This window comes from Halobacillus litoralis (genome assembly GCF_009856355.1).
GTDB lineage: Bacteria > Bacillota > Bacilli > Bacillales > Halobacillaceae > Halobacillus > Halobacillus litoralis_B.
The window spans coordinates 456,976-471,433 of record NZ_WMEW01000002.1; the positions used below are offsets into that span (position 1 = coordinate 456,976).

Annotated in this window: 18 protein-coding genes; 2 read left to right on the forward strand and 16 right to left on the reverse strand. The window is 38.1% G+C overall.

Translation table 11 applies throughout. The features are described 5' to 3' along the window. Positions 1 to 13: 13 nt before the first annotated feature. The 16 genes from GLV97_RS06095 to GLV97_RS06170 all read right to left on the reverse strand — a co-directional run bounded on the left by GLV97_RS06095 (position 14) and on the right by GLV97_RS06170 (position 13,507). Entirely contained in the window at positions 14 to 1,114 is a 1,101-nt protein-coding gene (locus GLV97_RS06095; RefSeq protein ID WP_160889254.1) for a lysozyme family protein, read from the reverse strand. Positions 1,115 to 1,116: 2 nt separating this feature from the next. Further along, a complete protein-coding gene (locus GLV97_RS06100; RefSeq protein WP_160889255.1) occupies positions 1,117 to 3,039 on the reverse strand; it encodes a VirB4 family type IV secretion system protein in 1,923 nt (640 codons plus the stop codon). A gap of 3 nt (positions 3,040 to 3,042) precedes the next feature. Further along, positions 3,043 to 3,702: a hypothetical protein gene (locus GLV97_RS06105; RefSeq protein WP_160889256.1), complete on the reverse strand. Its 660-nt coding sequence runs from the start codon at positions 3,700 to 3,702 to the stop codon at positions 3,043 to 3,045. Beyond that, positions 3,703 to 3,909, reverse strand: coding sequence for a hypothetical protein (locus GLV97_RS06110; protein WP_160889257.1), 207 nt, complete (start codon positions 3,907 to 3,909; stop codon positions 3,703 to 3,705). Then, positions 3,893 to 4,207 carry a DUF5592 family protein gene (locus GLV97_RS06115; RefSeq protein WP_160841187.1) on the reverse strand — a complete coding sequence of 105 codons (315 nt, stop codon included), beginning with the start codon at positions 4,205 to 4,207 and terminating at the stop codon, positions 3,893 to 3,895. The genes GLV97_RS06110 and GLV97_RS06115 overlap by 17 nt, the downstream gene beginning before the upstream one ends. Before the next feature lie 35 nt (positions 4,208 to 4,242). After that, a complete protein-coding gene (locus GLV97_RS06120; RefSeq protein ID WP_160889258.1) occupies positions 4,243 to 6,144 on the reverse strand; it encodes a pLS20_p028 family conjugation system transmembrane protein in 1,902 nt (633 codons plus the stop codon). A gap of 31 nt (positions 6,145 to 6,175) precedes the next feature. After that, on the reverse strand, positions 6,176 to 8,665 hold the full coding sequence (locus GLV97_RS06125; protein ID WP_160889259.1) for a VirD4-like conjugal transfer protein, CD1115 family: 2,490 nt from the start codon (positions 8,663 to 8,665) through the stop codon (positions 6,176 to 6,178). Positions 8,666 to 8,678: 13 nt separating this feature from the next. Next, on the reverse strand, positions 8,679 to 9,788 hold the full coding sequence (locus tag GLV97_RS06130; protein ID WP_160889260.1) for a hypothetical protein: 1,110 nt from the start codon (positions 9,786 to 9,788) through the stop codon (positions 8,679 to 8,681). Positions 9,789 to 9,802: 14 nt separating this feature from the next. Next, positions 9,803 to 10,066, reverse strand: a complete 264-nt coding sequence (locus GLV97_RS06135; protein WP_035541924.1) for a hypothetical protein — start codon at positions 10,064 to 10,066, stop codon at positions 9,803 to 9,805. A gap of 15 nt (positions 10,067 to 10,081) precedes the next feature. After that, positions 10,082 to 10,276, reverse strand: a complete 195-nt coding sequence (locus GLV97_RS06140) for a hypothetical protein (protein ID WP_160889261.1) — start codon at positions 10,274 to 10,276, stop codon at positions 10,082 to 10,084. Positions 10,277 to 10,350: 74 nt separating this feature from the next. Next, positions 10,351 to 10,782: a hypothetical protein gene (locus GLV97_RS06145; protein WP_160889262.1), complete on the reverse strand. Its 432-nt coding sequence runs from the start codon at positions 10,780 to 10,782 to the stop codon at positions 10,351 to 10,353. Between the two features lie 410 nt (positions 10,783 to 11,192). Next, positions 11,193 to 11,426, reverse strand: coding sequence for a hypothetical protein (locus GLV97_RS06150; RefSeq protein WP_160889263.1), 234 nt, complete (start codon positions 11,424 to 11,426; stop codon positions 11,193 to 11,195). A 17-nt stretch (positions 11,427 to 11,443) separates the two neighbouring features. Continuing rightward, positions 11,444 to 12,466: a DnaD domain protein gene (locus GLV97_RS06155; protein ID WP_160889264.1), complete on the reverse strand. Its 1,023-nt coding sequence runs from the start codon at positions 12,464 to 12,466 to the stop codon at positions 11,444 to 11,446. 11 nt (positions 12,467 to 12,477) lie between these two features. Then, on the reverse strand, positions 12,478 to 12,996 hold the full coding sequence (locus tag GLV97_RS06160; protein ID WP_237418577.1) for an XRE family transcriptional regulator: 519 nt from the start codon (positions 12,994 to 12,996) through the stop codon (positions 12,478 to 12,480). A gap of 73 nt (positions 12,997 to 13,069) precedes the next feature. Beyond that, entirely contained in the window at positions 13,070 to 13,267 is a 198-nt protein-coding gene (locus tag GLV97_RS06165) for a helix-turn-helix domain-containing protein (protein WP_160889265.1), read from the reverse strand. Further along, entirely contained in the window at positions 13,268 to 13,507 is a 240-nt protein-coding gene (locus tag GLV97_RS06170; protein WP_160889266.1) for a helix-turn-helix transcriptional regulator, read from the reverse strand. It lies immediately after the preceding gene. Positions 13,508 to 13,663: 156 nt separating this feature from the next. Here GLV97_RS06170 and GLV97_RS06175 point away from each other — a divergent pair, with 156 nt between their 5' ends. Together GLV97_RS06175 and GLV97_RS06180 are read left to right on the forward strand one after the other, a co-directional pair. After that, positions 13,664 to 14,056 carry a helix-turn-helix domain-containing protein gene (locus tag GLV97_RS06175; protein WP_160889267.1) on the forward strand — a complete coding sequence of 131 codons (393 nt, stop codon included), beginning with the start codon at positions 13,664 to 13,666 and terminating at the stop codon, positions 14,054 to 14,056. 49 nt (positions 14,057 to 14,105) lie between these two features. Beyond that, the coding region (locus GLV97_RS06180) for a hypothetical protein (RefSeq protein WP_202410584.1) at positions 14,106 to 14,458 on the forward strand (353 nt) is incomplete at its 3' end.

Here is a 14,458-nt window from a genome sequence, read left to right on the forward strand (position 1 = left end):
ACTTCCCCCTTTCTTAAAGTCCAAGATATGGGGCAGGATTTACATCAGAACGATACTGTTTTTTGGTCCTAACTTCGAAATGTAGATGGGGACCTGTAGAGTTTCCTGTCGAACCACACTTGCCTACTTTTGTTCCTTTTTGAATCATCTCCCCGTTTTGTACACTTATCGTGTACAAATGAGCATAGTGACTATAAAGTCCCTCTTCATGTTTCACAAGTACGTTATTTCCATAACCAGAGTTTTTTCTTACCACATCAACCACTTGACCGTTATCTACGCTTTGAATAGGCGTTACGGCGTTCGTACAAGCAAAATCAATACCTCTATGCATGTCCGGTGTTCCATCAAAAGGATCTGAGCGCATGCCGTAATCAGATGTTTGTGTGAGTGCTCCTTCAACGGGCATAACCCAATCTCCCGTTGGTTGTAAATCTGCTTCAATAACTCCTCCTTTAAGGTAACTTAAAACGGCCTCAACATAACCTATATCCCCATAACAAGCTCCTGTTTCTGCCGACTCAGGTCTAATGCAGGAATACATGCCTGTATGCTTCAATTCCTGGTACTTCATTATTGAAAATTCGATCGCTAACTCTTTGCTGTATTCTCCATTATTGTGTTCGTTTGCGTAATCAATGAACCCTCCACCGAAGTTATAAGCTTGGAGTGTTAGCTTAATATCTCCCCCTGCTTTCTCCAGCATTTCAGAGAAGTATCGGATTCCGACATTAATACTTCTTTCAGGGTCCTCTATCGTGTTTGGAGGTAGACCGAGAGACTCACTTGCTTGCATCACATCACCCAAACGTCCACCAGATTCCTGCATCGTTTTGGCCAAGAGAAGCTCCACATACTTGGACACCCCATACTTTTCGGCATATTCTTCAAACAGAGGGCGGTACTCTTCTAATGCAGCTGAAACTTGCGCAGTTCCATTTACCACATCAACGGACCTCACATCCTCACTGGAGGAAGACTTTTGATAACCGATCAGCCCTGTAATGACAGAAGCATATAAGAGCATTTGTAGAAGGAAAAGAGCTACCAGAACACCAATTAACCATAGCCATACTTTCCGAGGGACTAACCCCAGGAGAAGGGACCAAGGCATCCTTATGCACCTCCTCCAAACAAGGCTAATTCTTCGTCCGATACCTCCACCTTGAAACGAATGTTTTCAACCGCACGGATGCTTAACATCGTCTCCCCTGTTTGTAGGTAAGGGATATCTTTTAATTCACTTTGGCTTAATTGCCCCATGAATATTTGCTGCATCATCTCTAAGTTGTTACTATCTTGCTGCATAATAATTTTGTATTGGGTCAGTTCAAAAAGCTTCTTGATTTCCTCTACCATACTCTGATCCGAACCCTCAGGAACAAAATCACGAATGGTGTGACTGGCATAGAGAAGAGCACCAAAATACTTTCTAGCCTCACGGCTAAACTTTGTAAGAAAATCAAGAGCACTTTCACTTTTTTTCTTTGTATTAATGATGTGATGGGCTTCATCCATCAAGATGAGATATCGTACAGCGTCTTCAAAAGCTAATTCTCCTCGATTATAAGAATCAAACTGAGGTGAACCGTTCGTTAGCATGGAGTCCCACAGGAGGTTGAGTACATTAAACAATTGCGCTTGGAAAACCTCTGCCCTCATTTGCGATAGGCCCCTAAGGGTAAACGTAACGACCTGTTGCTCATCAAAGTGTTCGATGGTTGATACTCCATTGAAGAGATGCGCGTAAGTCTCTACAAGGTTACGAATGTTTAATTCGATGCTTTCCAGGCGTCGTTTCCTTTCCTGACTCAACTTCTCCTTTTGCTTCCCTTCCTTGATATTTTCATAGAGTTGTTCTTCGATAAAGGCAAGAAAATCGGTGAAGATAGGGTACTCATGGACAGAAAATTCGGTTATATTTGAATTTGAATCATCGTTCCATAAGCCAAGCTTTTCATAGAGCTTTCTTAATAGATTTTCATATTCTTTTAGTTCACTATCATTCGCTTCAGGTGCTAAGAATTTATAGAATGTCGTCAATTTGGATAAATGCTGAGTAAAGGACGTATATTCGTCCTCTGCCGTTCGATACACCTGCAAAGGGTTGATGACCCCATCTGAACCATCGAGAGCAATCTGCTTCCCACCTAAAGCTTCCGTTAACTCCACAAATTCTCCTGTGACATCAAACGTCCGGACCTTATATCCTTTAATCGCATTATCCAGCATAATTTTCTTAAGTGTCGTAGACTTTCCTGCCCCCATCGCTCCGACCATGACTCCGTTATAACTCTTACGCTGCTGATCTCTATGAAAAAGATCAAAGACGACGTTTCCTCCGGTGAGTGTCGTGCCATAGAATGTACCGTAAGGATCGTTTAAGCTAGTAAAATGAAAAGGAAAGCCACCTGCTAACCCTAGTGCGGGTATCGGATGACCTTCCCTCTTGTTTCGATAAGTGGATTGTTCTGTATAATTCGTGAGTATTGATTTCCACTCAAATTCCTGTTCGTTTAAGAAGATGGACCCTCGAAAGTTCTCGTCCTGTAAAGTCGATAAGACAACTTTCACTTTGTCTTCCAGCTCTTCTCTTGTTGGTGCACTTACATAATGCCTAAGATGAACACGCTTTATGATTTCTCCTTCTTCAGAGACCTGATTATATAGCTGCCGCAAATCATCGTAGTTATTTTGCGCTTCAATAATGCCTGCATTATCTTTTTCATTAATCATTCTGGAACTCTGTTCAGCCATCCCTTTGTTTAATCCATCTCGAACTTTGTAACGATCGTCAGAGACAATATCCATTGTAGTAATGACATTCTCCATATTGAAAATAGGTTCTAACCAAAAGTCTGAAACATTTTTAGGGAAGGAATAGACATGGACACAAACTTCATAACCGTCTCCTTTTCGAGTAAAGGTTTCGTGAAATTTAATTCCTCCTTGCGGTTGGATATGGGCCAGTAAAAAAGGGTTATATCCTTTTTCTTGTGTTTCTTCGGCATCACTTTTCTTTTTTAGAAATGAGAACATTCCTTAACCCCTCTTCTCTAATTTAGAATTTTGATTATATAGCTTATAGAGCAAATCAAGCTTCTTTTCATCAGTTAACTCAAGGACCGGAGCGACTCGACCAAGATAGCGCCGACAATTGTTTCTATACTCAGCAAGCTGTTTAAGGCTAGTCGCGTAAATGTATAAATAAAATTCTCTGTTTGTCCGGTAGGTCTCTAAAAAGTGCAGTTCCTCCCTTTTTCTAATTAAAAAACGTTCATAAAGAGGCGCCTTGTTCTGTGTAATCCTGTAATTAATCGCATCTAGTTGTTTTTTCATATTAACCGGAAAATTCATAGATACGATCTTGATATCCGGCGCATATGATTGAAAGAACTTAGCCATCTTCATGATGTCGTACTCGGTTTCCTGGGTAGATGGAGAATAAATATCTTTACTCTGAAGTTGCATCACGTCCATATAGCCCGTGTCTCCTTTTAATTGAAAGGATCCTTCTTCGGTCATGTCCTGAATGGGAAGAATCTCAGCTATGGATGGAATTGCCACCTCTCTCTTTTTCTTTTTAGCGTTCGACCTTTGCTGCTTCTTGTTTTTCTCAGTAGTTTTTCGTTCATCAAAAAGAGCCATTTTTTCGGAACTGTCTTCTTTAAAGAAAGGTTGGTCTTTCTTATTCTTCTTCATTTAAAGTCCTCCCTCATTTTTCTTTCCTGCTACTTCATGAATCAGGTCAAAAAATACGCCTACCGTCTCATGCTCCCATCCAGACAACCAACGAATCTTCCGTGCTTCTATTTTTGTTAAGTCTCGCCCAAGCTGTTCTTCAAGAAGTGCCTTAAACTTTTGAAACGCATATTCTTCATCATTTAACTCTTCAAATTTGATCACCATCCCTACCATCCTCCCTTTCTTTTTTATCAATGGCACAATAAGCAATTCGGTCCCTTGTGACAGCTAAGAATAAGGCTTTGACCATACGAAGTTTAGGGTTCGTTTTGGGTCGGATCAACCAAGCAACCATCAATATGATCCAAAAAATCGCATAGTACCAAACGAATGAAGAATGAACGACATATCGGAATGTAAAGCCTATGCCGCCTAAGATGAGTACCACAAGTAAGTCTGTAAGATAAAATAGACGGTTGATCTTCAACTCACTTCCAATTTCGGATGGTATCTTGTATTGCAATAAAAACCCTCCTTCATAAAAAAACGCGAACCAAGTTAAGACTCAGGCCCGCGTTTCTTAATTTTATTTATCCAGTTCTCCGTAGTGTTTCGAGATAAGTTATACGTCCGTTTTGCACTTTGAACCTTAGGATTATTAGTAAATCGCTCACCCAACCGATCTTTCATATATCCTCCTACAGTTCGCTGCTCTGTTCTATATTGATTAGGCATAGGAATATCATCTGTAATTTTTGGAGCTTTTACGTCTGGTGTTTCTAATTCGGCACTTGCAGCTATTTGGTTTGTCTCTTCCTTAGGTTCATTATCGTTTGCATCTAAACGTGCGCTTCCTGTTTCACTACTACCTATATCTTTCTCTTGTTTTTTATCTTTCTTAGGTTGAGTATATATAGGTTGCTCATTGCTTTGGTTCGATGACTGTACGTCCAATCCTCCTGGGGAATCTTCTTTTGTAGTGTTCATAGAGGGCCCTTTCTGAGAAGAAGGATGGGACTGACCCTGAGTTTCATAGCTGGATGAACGATTTCCTGCCTCCGGACTTCTAACTTCTTTTCCTCCCAACGAACCTTTTTGCCCTTCCTGATTGAATGTCATTGGACTTGGCTCTTGTTTTTTTCTATTTCCTTGACTTCTATTTCCTTCAGTTGATGATGAATCACTTTTTCCATTTGTCTTAGATTTCCTCTCATCTTTGCGTCCATAGATACCAGCGACCGCACCAGCTGTCCCGGCACCTGTATTCATCAAGGCTGATACACCACCACTTGTAATAGCTCCTGCAGCTTTCTTCACAGGAGGTCCGAGTGTTTTAGAAGCTAGGTAACCACCCATCGCCACATGCCAGGCATTTTTCAATCCAGCATCAATTCCAAAGAGTTTTTGCACGATATTAGGACCATCAATGACAGCCAAACTTCCTGCAGTTAAAGCAATCAGATACCCAAGTCCTTCAAGATTATTATTTATAAAAGTTGTGTAATACATATACACACGTAAGCTTAAGAAAATCATGATAAGCGAAGCAAAAATGCTTCCAATATTCTTAATGATCGCTTTCAATCGCTGGCCCGTGGATATATCAGAATACGCCATAATTAGCGCCACGATATGATTAAAGCCAAGCTCAAAACAGAGCTTGGCTACTTTAATCGATATTAATATCATGGTAAAAGCCATCACGGAAAGAGTTACGATGGCAGTAAACCAATCCACATGCCACCTGTAATAATTTTCTGGAAGAAAATCAAACAGCCCGCTCTTGCCTAACTCAACAAGTCCTTCTTCACCATTTGATTCTAACCCTACCTTATTCATTACGATTTCTTTCCCTTTAGATGTGAGTTGGTCTTCATTTGCTTTTTCGAATTCCTTAGTCATCGTCTCATTTATAGAAATTTTATCAATGTTACTAGGAGCAACATGGTGCCGGTTTTCCACTTCTGGGTCTTCCCATCCATATTCATCATAGACAGAAATATCCGTAATATGGTCTTCCATTACTCGATCAGAGGTGGTAAAAGAATCTGTTTGTACTTTCGCTACGTCCATTGCATCTCCAGTAAAGTCATTCACTTTCCCCATTCCAAAAGACAACAGAGTAATCGTCATGATCGATATAAATAGGTTCATTGGAATGTCAGATCGATTCTTTTCTTTATTAAAGATTAATCGAAAGCCGATCATCCCCAATGAAATGGCCAGCATGATATAGAGAACAGGCTGGATGGTTTCGAGAAAGTTAGTCACGGGATCGCTCGAAAAGAAATCCGTTAAGGTTAAGACCTGATCAACCATTCCTTCCAGACCATCAACAATCATTTTCAAGAATAATATCGTTCCCCACCCTACGATCCTTAACCCAGATGTAAAGATATTATTCGTTGATAAGACTTCGGAAAACCTTAACAATATCTCTAACAGCTCTTCATCGGACACTCCATCACCACCTTTATTATTTTTCCATTTTTCATCCCTGCTCTACTGGTGTTTCCTGTTCTTCAATTAACTTATCTATTTGTTTGCGAATGTGACTATACACTTGTCGGTTAATTTCTTCATGATCACCTAAAAGCTTTAAGTTATAAAGAAAAGCTTCCATAGGTTCCTCATTCATTTCCTCCTCACTGTGTTCTAAATGAGGGGCAACTTGTTGATGGATTAGGGAGAATGTGCTTTTATCGAAGAACTCACCGACTTTTTCCTTCCTCCACCATTCCGTAGATTGTTCTGAATCACTGAATAGTCCATTTTGAGAATGATTTTCCATATCCTCTACCGCCTCATCTGTCTGTGCTTTATTAGAATAGCCAGTTTGAAAATCAATAACTAAGTCTGCTGGATGAACATGGCGGTGTGGGGTCGAAATCTCTTCTTCCGTAATGGATCTACCTGGACGGAATTCTGAACTAAGATACGTGTGAGCATATTTCATACTGTACTTTCCTGTATTATAAATAGGAAAGGCACGAATTTTTCGTCCTCTCTTATCACGTCGTAATAATACTCGGCGTACTACCGTATCTCCTTCCTCTAATTCCTGCAGTTCATTGGCCGTTAGAAGGTCTCTTCCTTCCGTACTTTCCGTTTTCGACTTATCCAGGGAAAAAGTAGATCCAGACCGCGTTTGAGTATTTAACGTTTTCTTTCCTAACTTAGAAGAAAAATAGGAAGCTGAATCATAGTCAGCACTCAATATATAAATTTCATTCCCGCAGTTACCTCGGATGGTCGCTTGTCCATCTTCTCCATACAAGTCTTTTAATTGAGCATAGGATTGAACAACTAAGTGGAAACGAATGTTTCTTCCCAAACATACCGTTATTTTATTTTCCATATCTGCTATTGCAGGCATATTTCCGAACTCATCTAACATAAAGACCACTTCTCGTAAGCATTTTTGTCCTTTGGCAATGGCTGCATTTTTTGATAACACATAATACAATTGGCTAACGAAAATAGACGGTATAGCATGAGTGGACGTATCATAATCCGGTGTGACCATAAACACTGCAATAGGCTTAGTGGAGTAAGTAATTTCTTTCACTTCCATAGTGTTGCTGGCGGACGTGTAAGAAAAATAAACCTTGCCCGTTTCTTCATTTACTTTGTCAACCCGAATCGTCGAGCTATCCTTTTGAACTTCCTTATCTTTTGAAGTACCAGGAGCCGAGTTTTGAGAAATAACTAATTGATCACCGACTTCTAATGAGGTTTTAAAGTTAATGGTCCATGTCCCACTCTCACCTGATTGATTGACTTCAGTGGATCCATCCGGGAATGAAATCATCACTTTGGAAAAAGGATCACCTCGCCCCTTAATACTTTGACCGAAGCCCACTCTTTTTAAATCTAAAGAGTTTTTTGCTGTCATCTTAGCTGTTTCACTCATTGTAAACTTCGTCAACCCATTCATCGCTGTCGTAAAAATGCTTGATCGAGTATTCCCTTTGGAAAAATTACTCGTTGCATATTGACCTTTCGCTACATGTGATTGAGGTAGTTCTTGGAAAAATTGATCCAATGCATTGTATTCTTGACCCTCTTCATCCATTTCATTTCTGGTCCCTAACTCTGAGAGCATGTTGGCGACCGTGTACATCGTAATTTTTTCTTCCATCCCTTCGGTTATGCTTTTCTCTGTAACCGCAAGGATCATAGCATTTACAAGTGATTTAGCTGAATCATCCCACATAGGTTCTTTAGCATTCGGATTGTGGTAAAGCATATGAGTAATGGTTTCGCAAAGCGTTTGAGCTGTAGAATAATCCCCATCCTTATAAGATTGTTTAACCAACTCTAGCAAATTGAAGCTCATACTTTGCATTGGATTCATTAAGTTTAAAACTTCAACCTCATACCCTCTTCTCTCGAGCGTCTCCCGGCTAGAAGCAAATAACTCCCCTTTTGGGTCATTGATGACTAAAGAGGGCTGATGTTCAGCACGAGAGTACGCATCTATGGTTGGAATAACATAGGTTTGGCCCTTACCACTCCTTGTCGTACCAATAATCAAATTATTGACAGGTGACGGATCAATAAAAGCTTTGTCCCCTTTTCTGGACAACACAGGTCCTCCTTGACCTTTATATGGTTGTTTTCGATCAGGAATGGCCTTGTACTGTTGTTGGATTTCTTTCCTAGTTGCAAATCTCTGGGAACCTTTTTCGTCCGTGCCTACGGGTTTAAAGTTACTTCTAAGTTTGTAAATCATGTTGGCTATACCGACTAAGCCGATTAAGGCCGCTATTCCATAGTAGAGAGGTTGTTCTTGCATATGAAAATCTGTCAAAAATGAAGCTTTAATTTCTATTGGTTTACTGAATTCTGGGAAAGTCTTTAAGGTTGACCACATGGCATATCCCAAATTCCATACGAAAGTACTAACCAGCATAATGGATATAAAAAAACAGATGCTTAGGATAATAAGCACCTGTTTTTTAGCAATGACTGATTTCAAATGAATCACCCTCTTATATATTGTTCTTTTGGCCCTCAAGCTCATCTTGTTGTTCCTTAAGCGAATCGATTTTAGATTGATTTTGATCTTCCGACTTTTTCTCTGTTTCTATTTGGCTGTTTATCTTCGTCAACTGTTCCTCAATTTCTTGATACTCATTAATCTTTTTATTCAGTTCATCATTTTTCGCTTCACTGGCCATCTTTTTTGCATCTTCCAATTGACCAAGCCTCAAATAAGCGATCCCCTTTTGTTTATACAGTTCAGGAGACATCGCCATATCTTGAATATCCACCGCCTGTTTGTATTCCCCATTATGAAAAGCTATTTTAAATTCACCCAAAGGACTTGGATAAGCTTCTTGAAAGGAAATCAATTCTTCCAGACCATGAACTTTCATGACTTGCTCAGCCAGTGAAGAAGAGTTTTTCTTGCCCACATATTGCAAAGCTTGATCATACTTTTTAAGTTCCACCAGAAAATGAAGCAATGTTTTGCGCTCCGATTCCGTTAAGGTTTCCATTCCTTGTAACTGATCAACAGCTTTTTTCTGCTGACCTGTCCAATAACCTTCATAAGCCGTTTTTACATTCTCCGTTTTTTCCAGCTCTTGTGTTGTGGCTCTTAGATCTTTGCCTTGATTGCTTAGAAGTATAAAAAGAGTGATGGATGTAACTATGGCTACCACTAATGTGGTACTGATCATACTCACAAAAAATTTGCCACGCTTACCAAGTTGCTTCCAACTCGATTTTTGTCCTTCCTTTTCTTTCAATACTCCTGTCATATCAATTTGATAAGATGTTGGTGTATTAGAAGTTAATTGTTGAAGAAAGACATCCCTTTTTGTTTCTTCATTTTTATTTTCCATGGGTAACTCTAAAAGCTTTTGACACACATGGTCATAAATATTTGATGTTCCTTCTGCTCCCATTTCATATGAGCCGTTGTACAGCTTGTCTCCTTCTTCATTAAATATCATGAAATCTAGCAGAATTGGCTTGGCATTTTTCTTCTTTAATTTAGCATCCAATTTTGCTGTTAGAACGACAATTTCCTGGAAGGAATAAGGGTGAAAGCTCGAAATTTCACCCTCCATTTTTGATGTGAATAATACCCTCATGAACCTACACTCCTTTAAAAGATCACCTGACTGTCAATGTATTCAGCGATAGCTGTAGCTCCCATTAGAACGACAAGTCCAACGGCACCACCAATGAACCACACGATAGAGCTTTGCCGACCTCTAACTCCACCCCATATAAGATGGTAGGCTCCTATACCAAAAGCAATGGCAGCCGAGATAATACCCAAAAGCTGCATGGCGGTTAAAATTGATGCCCCAGTAGATTGTAAATTACTAATGGCAGCAAGCATGGAATGATCTGCAAAGTACTTCATTAAAATCTCCCCTTATTAAATATTTTTGTTGTTGTTTTCTTCATCCATCCCTTTGTAATGGAGCAATGACTTCATAACGACATCTTGGTTTTGTTGAATGTAGTCTTGGTGCTTTTCATGAAGCCACTCATTGTAAGAAATGTCTTGGATGGTTAGCAGCGTCTGAACTAAGTCTTTTGATTGCTTAAGTTCACGAATAGTAACGCCCATTAACATTCACCCCCTTTCAAGGTTTTCGTTCATAAAAAAAGAAGCGACCTATTAAAAGATCACTTCTATCACGATTAATTATTTTTTATGAATTTTTCTAATGCATCTTCTTTCTCACCAGTTGAGGAATAATCAACATCCCTCAGAGAAACATACTTTTTCAAAATTCCATTTTCATAAAAACCTAGAGTCTCGAATTGAATATCCTTGAGTCCTAAGTCTCTAGGTTTCAAATCCTTATCCAACATTTCATCTGACTTAGCATTAATTTCTTTTACACTAATTTCATTAATTTCTTTCTCTACTAATGAAATATTATCTGTTCGCTCTGTTTTATCTTCTGTATTATTAAGTAATATAAAAGCTTCATCATTGCCTTCAATATATTCGCTTAGTTCCTCTGGTGATAAAGACTCGACTTGACCTGTGGCTCCTTGTGACCCGCAACCAACCAGGATTAGCACCATAACAAATCCAGTCAAACCACCGATCCAACACTTTGCCATCAGATCAATCTCCTCTCAAGTGATTTGTATAACGATTCTAACACCTACTAAAATATAAATCCACATTATGGAAGATAGATCTTTATTATTGATGATTGTTTATGGCGAGATACAATCAACCCTATGTAGAATGATTATTTTTCTACAATGCACATCGTTTCTAGCCTATACGAAGAACTTTATGTATCTAGGATAAACTACATAAAGCTTCATCAGTTTATACCTCACTTTATATAAGTAATCCATAATAGATACAACGCTTACCCGGTCACAAGATGCGTTTCACGTAACACGCACCAAACGGTCATCGACTGTTAGAAAAGTTCTATGACCTTTCAATTTCCTAACATAGATATATAGTTTTCAATGTTCAATGTGTGCTATTTAAGCACGTGTTAAAGTCGTTATATTTACTTGACAGGTTTCAGCTCGCTCATAGGATTTTTGCGTTTAGCAATGGTTCTGAATTGATCATCTTTTACGGTTCGAATTCGATAATAGATACTGGCCAGCTTTTCAGTAGTACCATGACGCTCAACCGCCCAAATACCACGCACATCATATCTTTTTCCTTCAAAGGTTTTTACATTGTCAGCTTGTGAAGCAATGTCATAATAAGCAAAGTGCTTTTTATTTGATTTCACCTTTTCTTACCTCCCAATTATGGTTCTCCCGCCACACTAAGATTCGATTGTTCTAATAAGACGTCAATAGCTGAGCGTTTCCCTTCCCGAATAGAAGCTATATCTTCTTCAGAAATGTTATATCGATCATCAATAGAATCAAGAATGTTCTCTCTCGATCTTTTTAGCTTTATCGATAACTCAATGGTTCGAGCTGTATCTTCAATGCTAGGTTTTTTATTTATATGATGCTTTTCTTGTTCTTCACGATTTTTAAACCATTCCGGTAATACCTCCTGACTTTGTGATTGTTTGGAATACGGAGCTTTATTAGCCTGCTTGTTCTTATATTCAACTTCTTCGGCATTTGCCTGTTCTACTGTTCGTATCCCTTTATTTATCCAGGATTGAAGGATGCTCTTAACGTAGCCCCATGTCGGTTTATTTCGGTCCAAGGAACGCTTCATAGCCTCCACAATTAATGGATCCCCAAGGTCTTCAACCCATTTCACTATTTCTTCTGAGATTTGAGGACGTATAACCCCAAAGTTGTTTTGGTAAAATTGAATGCTGTTACAATCCAATCGTTCAGAAGTTGTTGTAGTAATGAATTCTTTTACATTCTTAACTTCTTTAAGTTCTCTGCCATTCTTGTATGTGTCTTTCTGCTGTCTCTCTGGTGACGAGGAGTTGTCGTCCTGCTGTTTTTCTGCTGTTGTTTTGTTGTCGTATTCTTCATCGTTAGATTGATAAATCCCCCAGTTTTCAACGGTTATTACACTATATTTGTTGGTGGTATTTATACTAATGACACTGTCTTCCTGAAGTATTTTTATATAGTCACGAACGGTGGATTCATTCATACTTAATTCAGAAGCAGCTTTTTTACGGCCAAATATAAATTGTCCAGGTTTAAGAGTAACCTTTTGCCTCCCTACTCTCGATTCTGTACTTTTATGGCTTGCCTTCGTCAGACAATAAATGAACACTTTTAACAACTTCTCATTTTCGAAAATTTCACTATGAAGAATTTTACGATGCAGCTTTAACCACCCCTGCACAACCTCACCTCCTAATTTAATAATCTCTTAGAATATAGAGTTTGGTGATGATCCTTCCAAAGCTTTAGCCAATTGATTTCATATTTTTCACAAACAGTAGCTAAATACAGGGTAGAGAAATTAATAACACCAGTCATAATTTCAGCTGATTTCCGTATGTCATGAATCTTAATAGAGTGCTTATCGTGTAATTTTGCAGTTAAATTTACATTAGCTAATACATTAATAGCCTTCTGTAGTTCTTCCTCTAATAGAAGTTGTAAGAGAAAATTATCCCCTTCTACTTCCGGTCCCTCTAAGCGAGAGATCCCCCACCCAACATATTCATTAACAGCTTCAAGTGCTAACCAAGGATTGTTATACTTCTCAAGAAAATACTTAGTGGTTACAGGAGGCAACTTCCTTTTTCCACATTCCTGTTTAGATATATACTCTCTTGATTGAAACATATCTATAGCTAATTGTTGCTGGGTTTTACTAGTTTTTATCCTGGCTTCTTTCATCACTCCAGCTGCTTTGCTTTTCTTCATTAATAGCTCTCCTTTTTGTACCTAAAGAGGTACCATTATTAAGTTGCCCTGGTGGTAATCTAAAGTTGAGAAATCACATAGCCTCTACCTCTTGCATAAGGTCTTCTTCTTGTTCTTTGATCCAAGCGTCTATAGTTTCTTTAGAAAAGAAAATCCTTCGCCTTAGTCTAAAGTGGGGTATCTCATTTGTTCTTACCATCGTGTAGATAGTGTCTTTACATACACCGAGATAATCTGCTACCTCGATGACGGTCATGGTTCGTCTGTTCATTTAGATCCTCTCTTTCGAGTTATTTTTTGTATGAAAACCTTGTACTTTTAAGCCAAATAAATAGCTTACGTCTTTCTTAAAAAGGTCTGCTAATATCATTGCCACTCTCAAGGTTGGTAGGGAATGTCCATTTTCCCAATTTGCTACAGCTTGTTTTCCTTTATATCCTAAAATTTCAGCAAGTTGAGTCTGATTCAATTCAGCCTCTAATCGACTCGTTTTCAACCTTTCATTTCTCATTTATTCACCTCCATGTATGAATATCTTGTACTTATATTATATGTCCAAGATAGTTGTATGTCAACGAAAAATACAACTATCTTGTACTTTTTACCTCGGAATTGTAATAAATGGTACAATTAACTTGTACATTAATAACGTAAAGGTGGCTACAATATGCTATCTCAGAGACTAAAATATGCTAGAAAGAATAAAAAGCTTACTCAAGATGGACTAGCCAAACTAGTGAATACTAGTAAAGGTACTATAAGTAACTACGAAAACGGCTATAGTACACCATCTAATGATATGCTTGTAACTCTCGCAGATGCATTAGATGTATCTGTCGACTATTTACTCGGTCGTACATTGAAGGCAAATACACATAATACAGATGATTTTGATCCAATTTATGAAATAAATAAATTACTTAGAAAGTATGATGTAGATGATATGGCTTTCTTTGATTTAGAAAAGTGGAAATCGATGAATCCTGAACAAATCAAAGAATTAGAAAATTATTTTCGATATTTGGTTCAAAAATCTAAAGAGCATAAAGAAAAGCATTAGAATAAGTGTTTATGCAGAAATTCAGGGAATATATAAAGGAGAACAATTAATGAGTGTAGAAACATATTTAAAAGATGTTTATGAAGATACACGTGAGTGGTTAAAATTTGCAGAAGCTAAAAATGGTTTTTTATTAACTCTAAATAATGCTACTTTATTAGCTCTTGTTAGATTTAAAGATCAAATAATAGACTCAACTAGTAAATCAGATGAAATTCTTTTTATTGGAATGATCACACTTGAAATAATTTCATTATTAATTTTGATATACTCCTTTAAACCAAAAAAAGTTAATTTAATAACAAATATTAATTATGCACATTTTAACAGCACGAACTTACGCTTTTATTTACATTTAGAGAAATACAGTATAAAACAATTAATCAACACCCTATCCATTAA

What these genes read in the sequence shown, in the direction of transcription:
- GLV97_RS06130 (WP_160889260.1), bottom strand. Translation starts at nt 9,788, where the DNA reads ATGAGGGTATTATTCACATCAAAAATGGAGGGTGAAATTTCGAGCTTT.
- GLV97_RS06145 (WP_160889262.1), bottom strand. Translation starts at nt 10,782, where the DNA reads ATGGCAAAGTGTTGGATCGGTGGTTTGACTGGATTTGTTATGGTGCTA.
- GLV97_RS06165 (WP_160889265.1), bottom strand. Translation starts at nt 13,267, where the DNA reads ATGAACAGACGAACCATGACCGTCATCGAGGTAGCAGATTATCTCGGT.
- GLV97_RS06110 (WP_160889257.1), bottom strand. Translation starts at nt 3,909, where the DNA reads ATGGTGATCAAATTTGAAGAGTTAAATGATGAAGAATATGCGTTTCAA.
- GLV97_RS06160 (WP_237418577.1), bottom strand. Translation starts at nt 12,996, where the DNA reads ATGAAGAAAAGCAAAGCAGCTGGAGTGATGAAAGAAGCCAGGATAAAA.
- GLV97_RS06105 (WP_160889256.1), bottom strand. Translation starts at nt 3,702, where the DNA reads ATGAAGAAGAATAAGAAAGACCAACCTTTCTTTAAAGAAGACAGTTCC.
- GLV97_RS06095 (WP_160889254.1), bottom strand. Translation starts at nt 1,114, where the DNA reads ATGCCTTGGTCCCTTCTCCTGGGGTTAGTCCCTCGGAAAGTATGGCTA.
- GLV97_RS06175 (WP_160889267.1), top strand. Translation starts at nt 13,664, where the DNA reads ATGCTATCTCAGAGACTAAAATATGCTAGAAAGAATAAAAAGCTTACT.
- GLV97_RS06100 (WP_160889255.1), bottom strand. Translation starts at nt 3,039, where the DNA reads ATGTTCTCATTTCTAAAAAAGAAAAGTGATGCCGAAGAAACACAAGAA.
- GLV97_RS06135 (WP_035541924.1), bottom strand. Translation starts at nt 10,066, where the DNA reads ATGAAGTACTTTGCAGATCATTCCATGCTTGCTGCCATTAGTAATTTA.
- GLV97_RS06140 (WP_160889261.1), bottom strand. Translation starts at nt 10,276, where the DNA reads ATGGGCGTTACTATTCGTGAACTTAAGCAATCAAAAGACTTAGTTCAG.
- GLV97_RS06170 (WP_160889266.1), bottom strand. Translation starts at nt 13,507, where the DNA reads ATGAGAAATGAAAGGTTGAAAACGAGTCGATTAGAGGCTGAATTGAAT.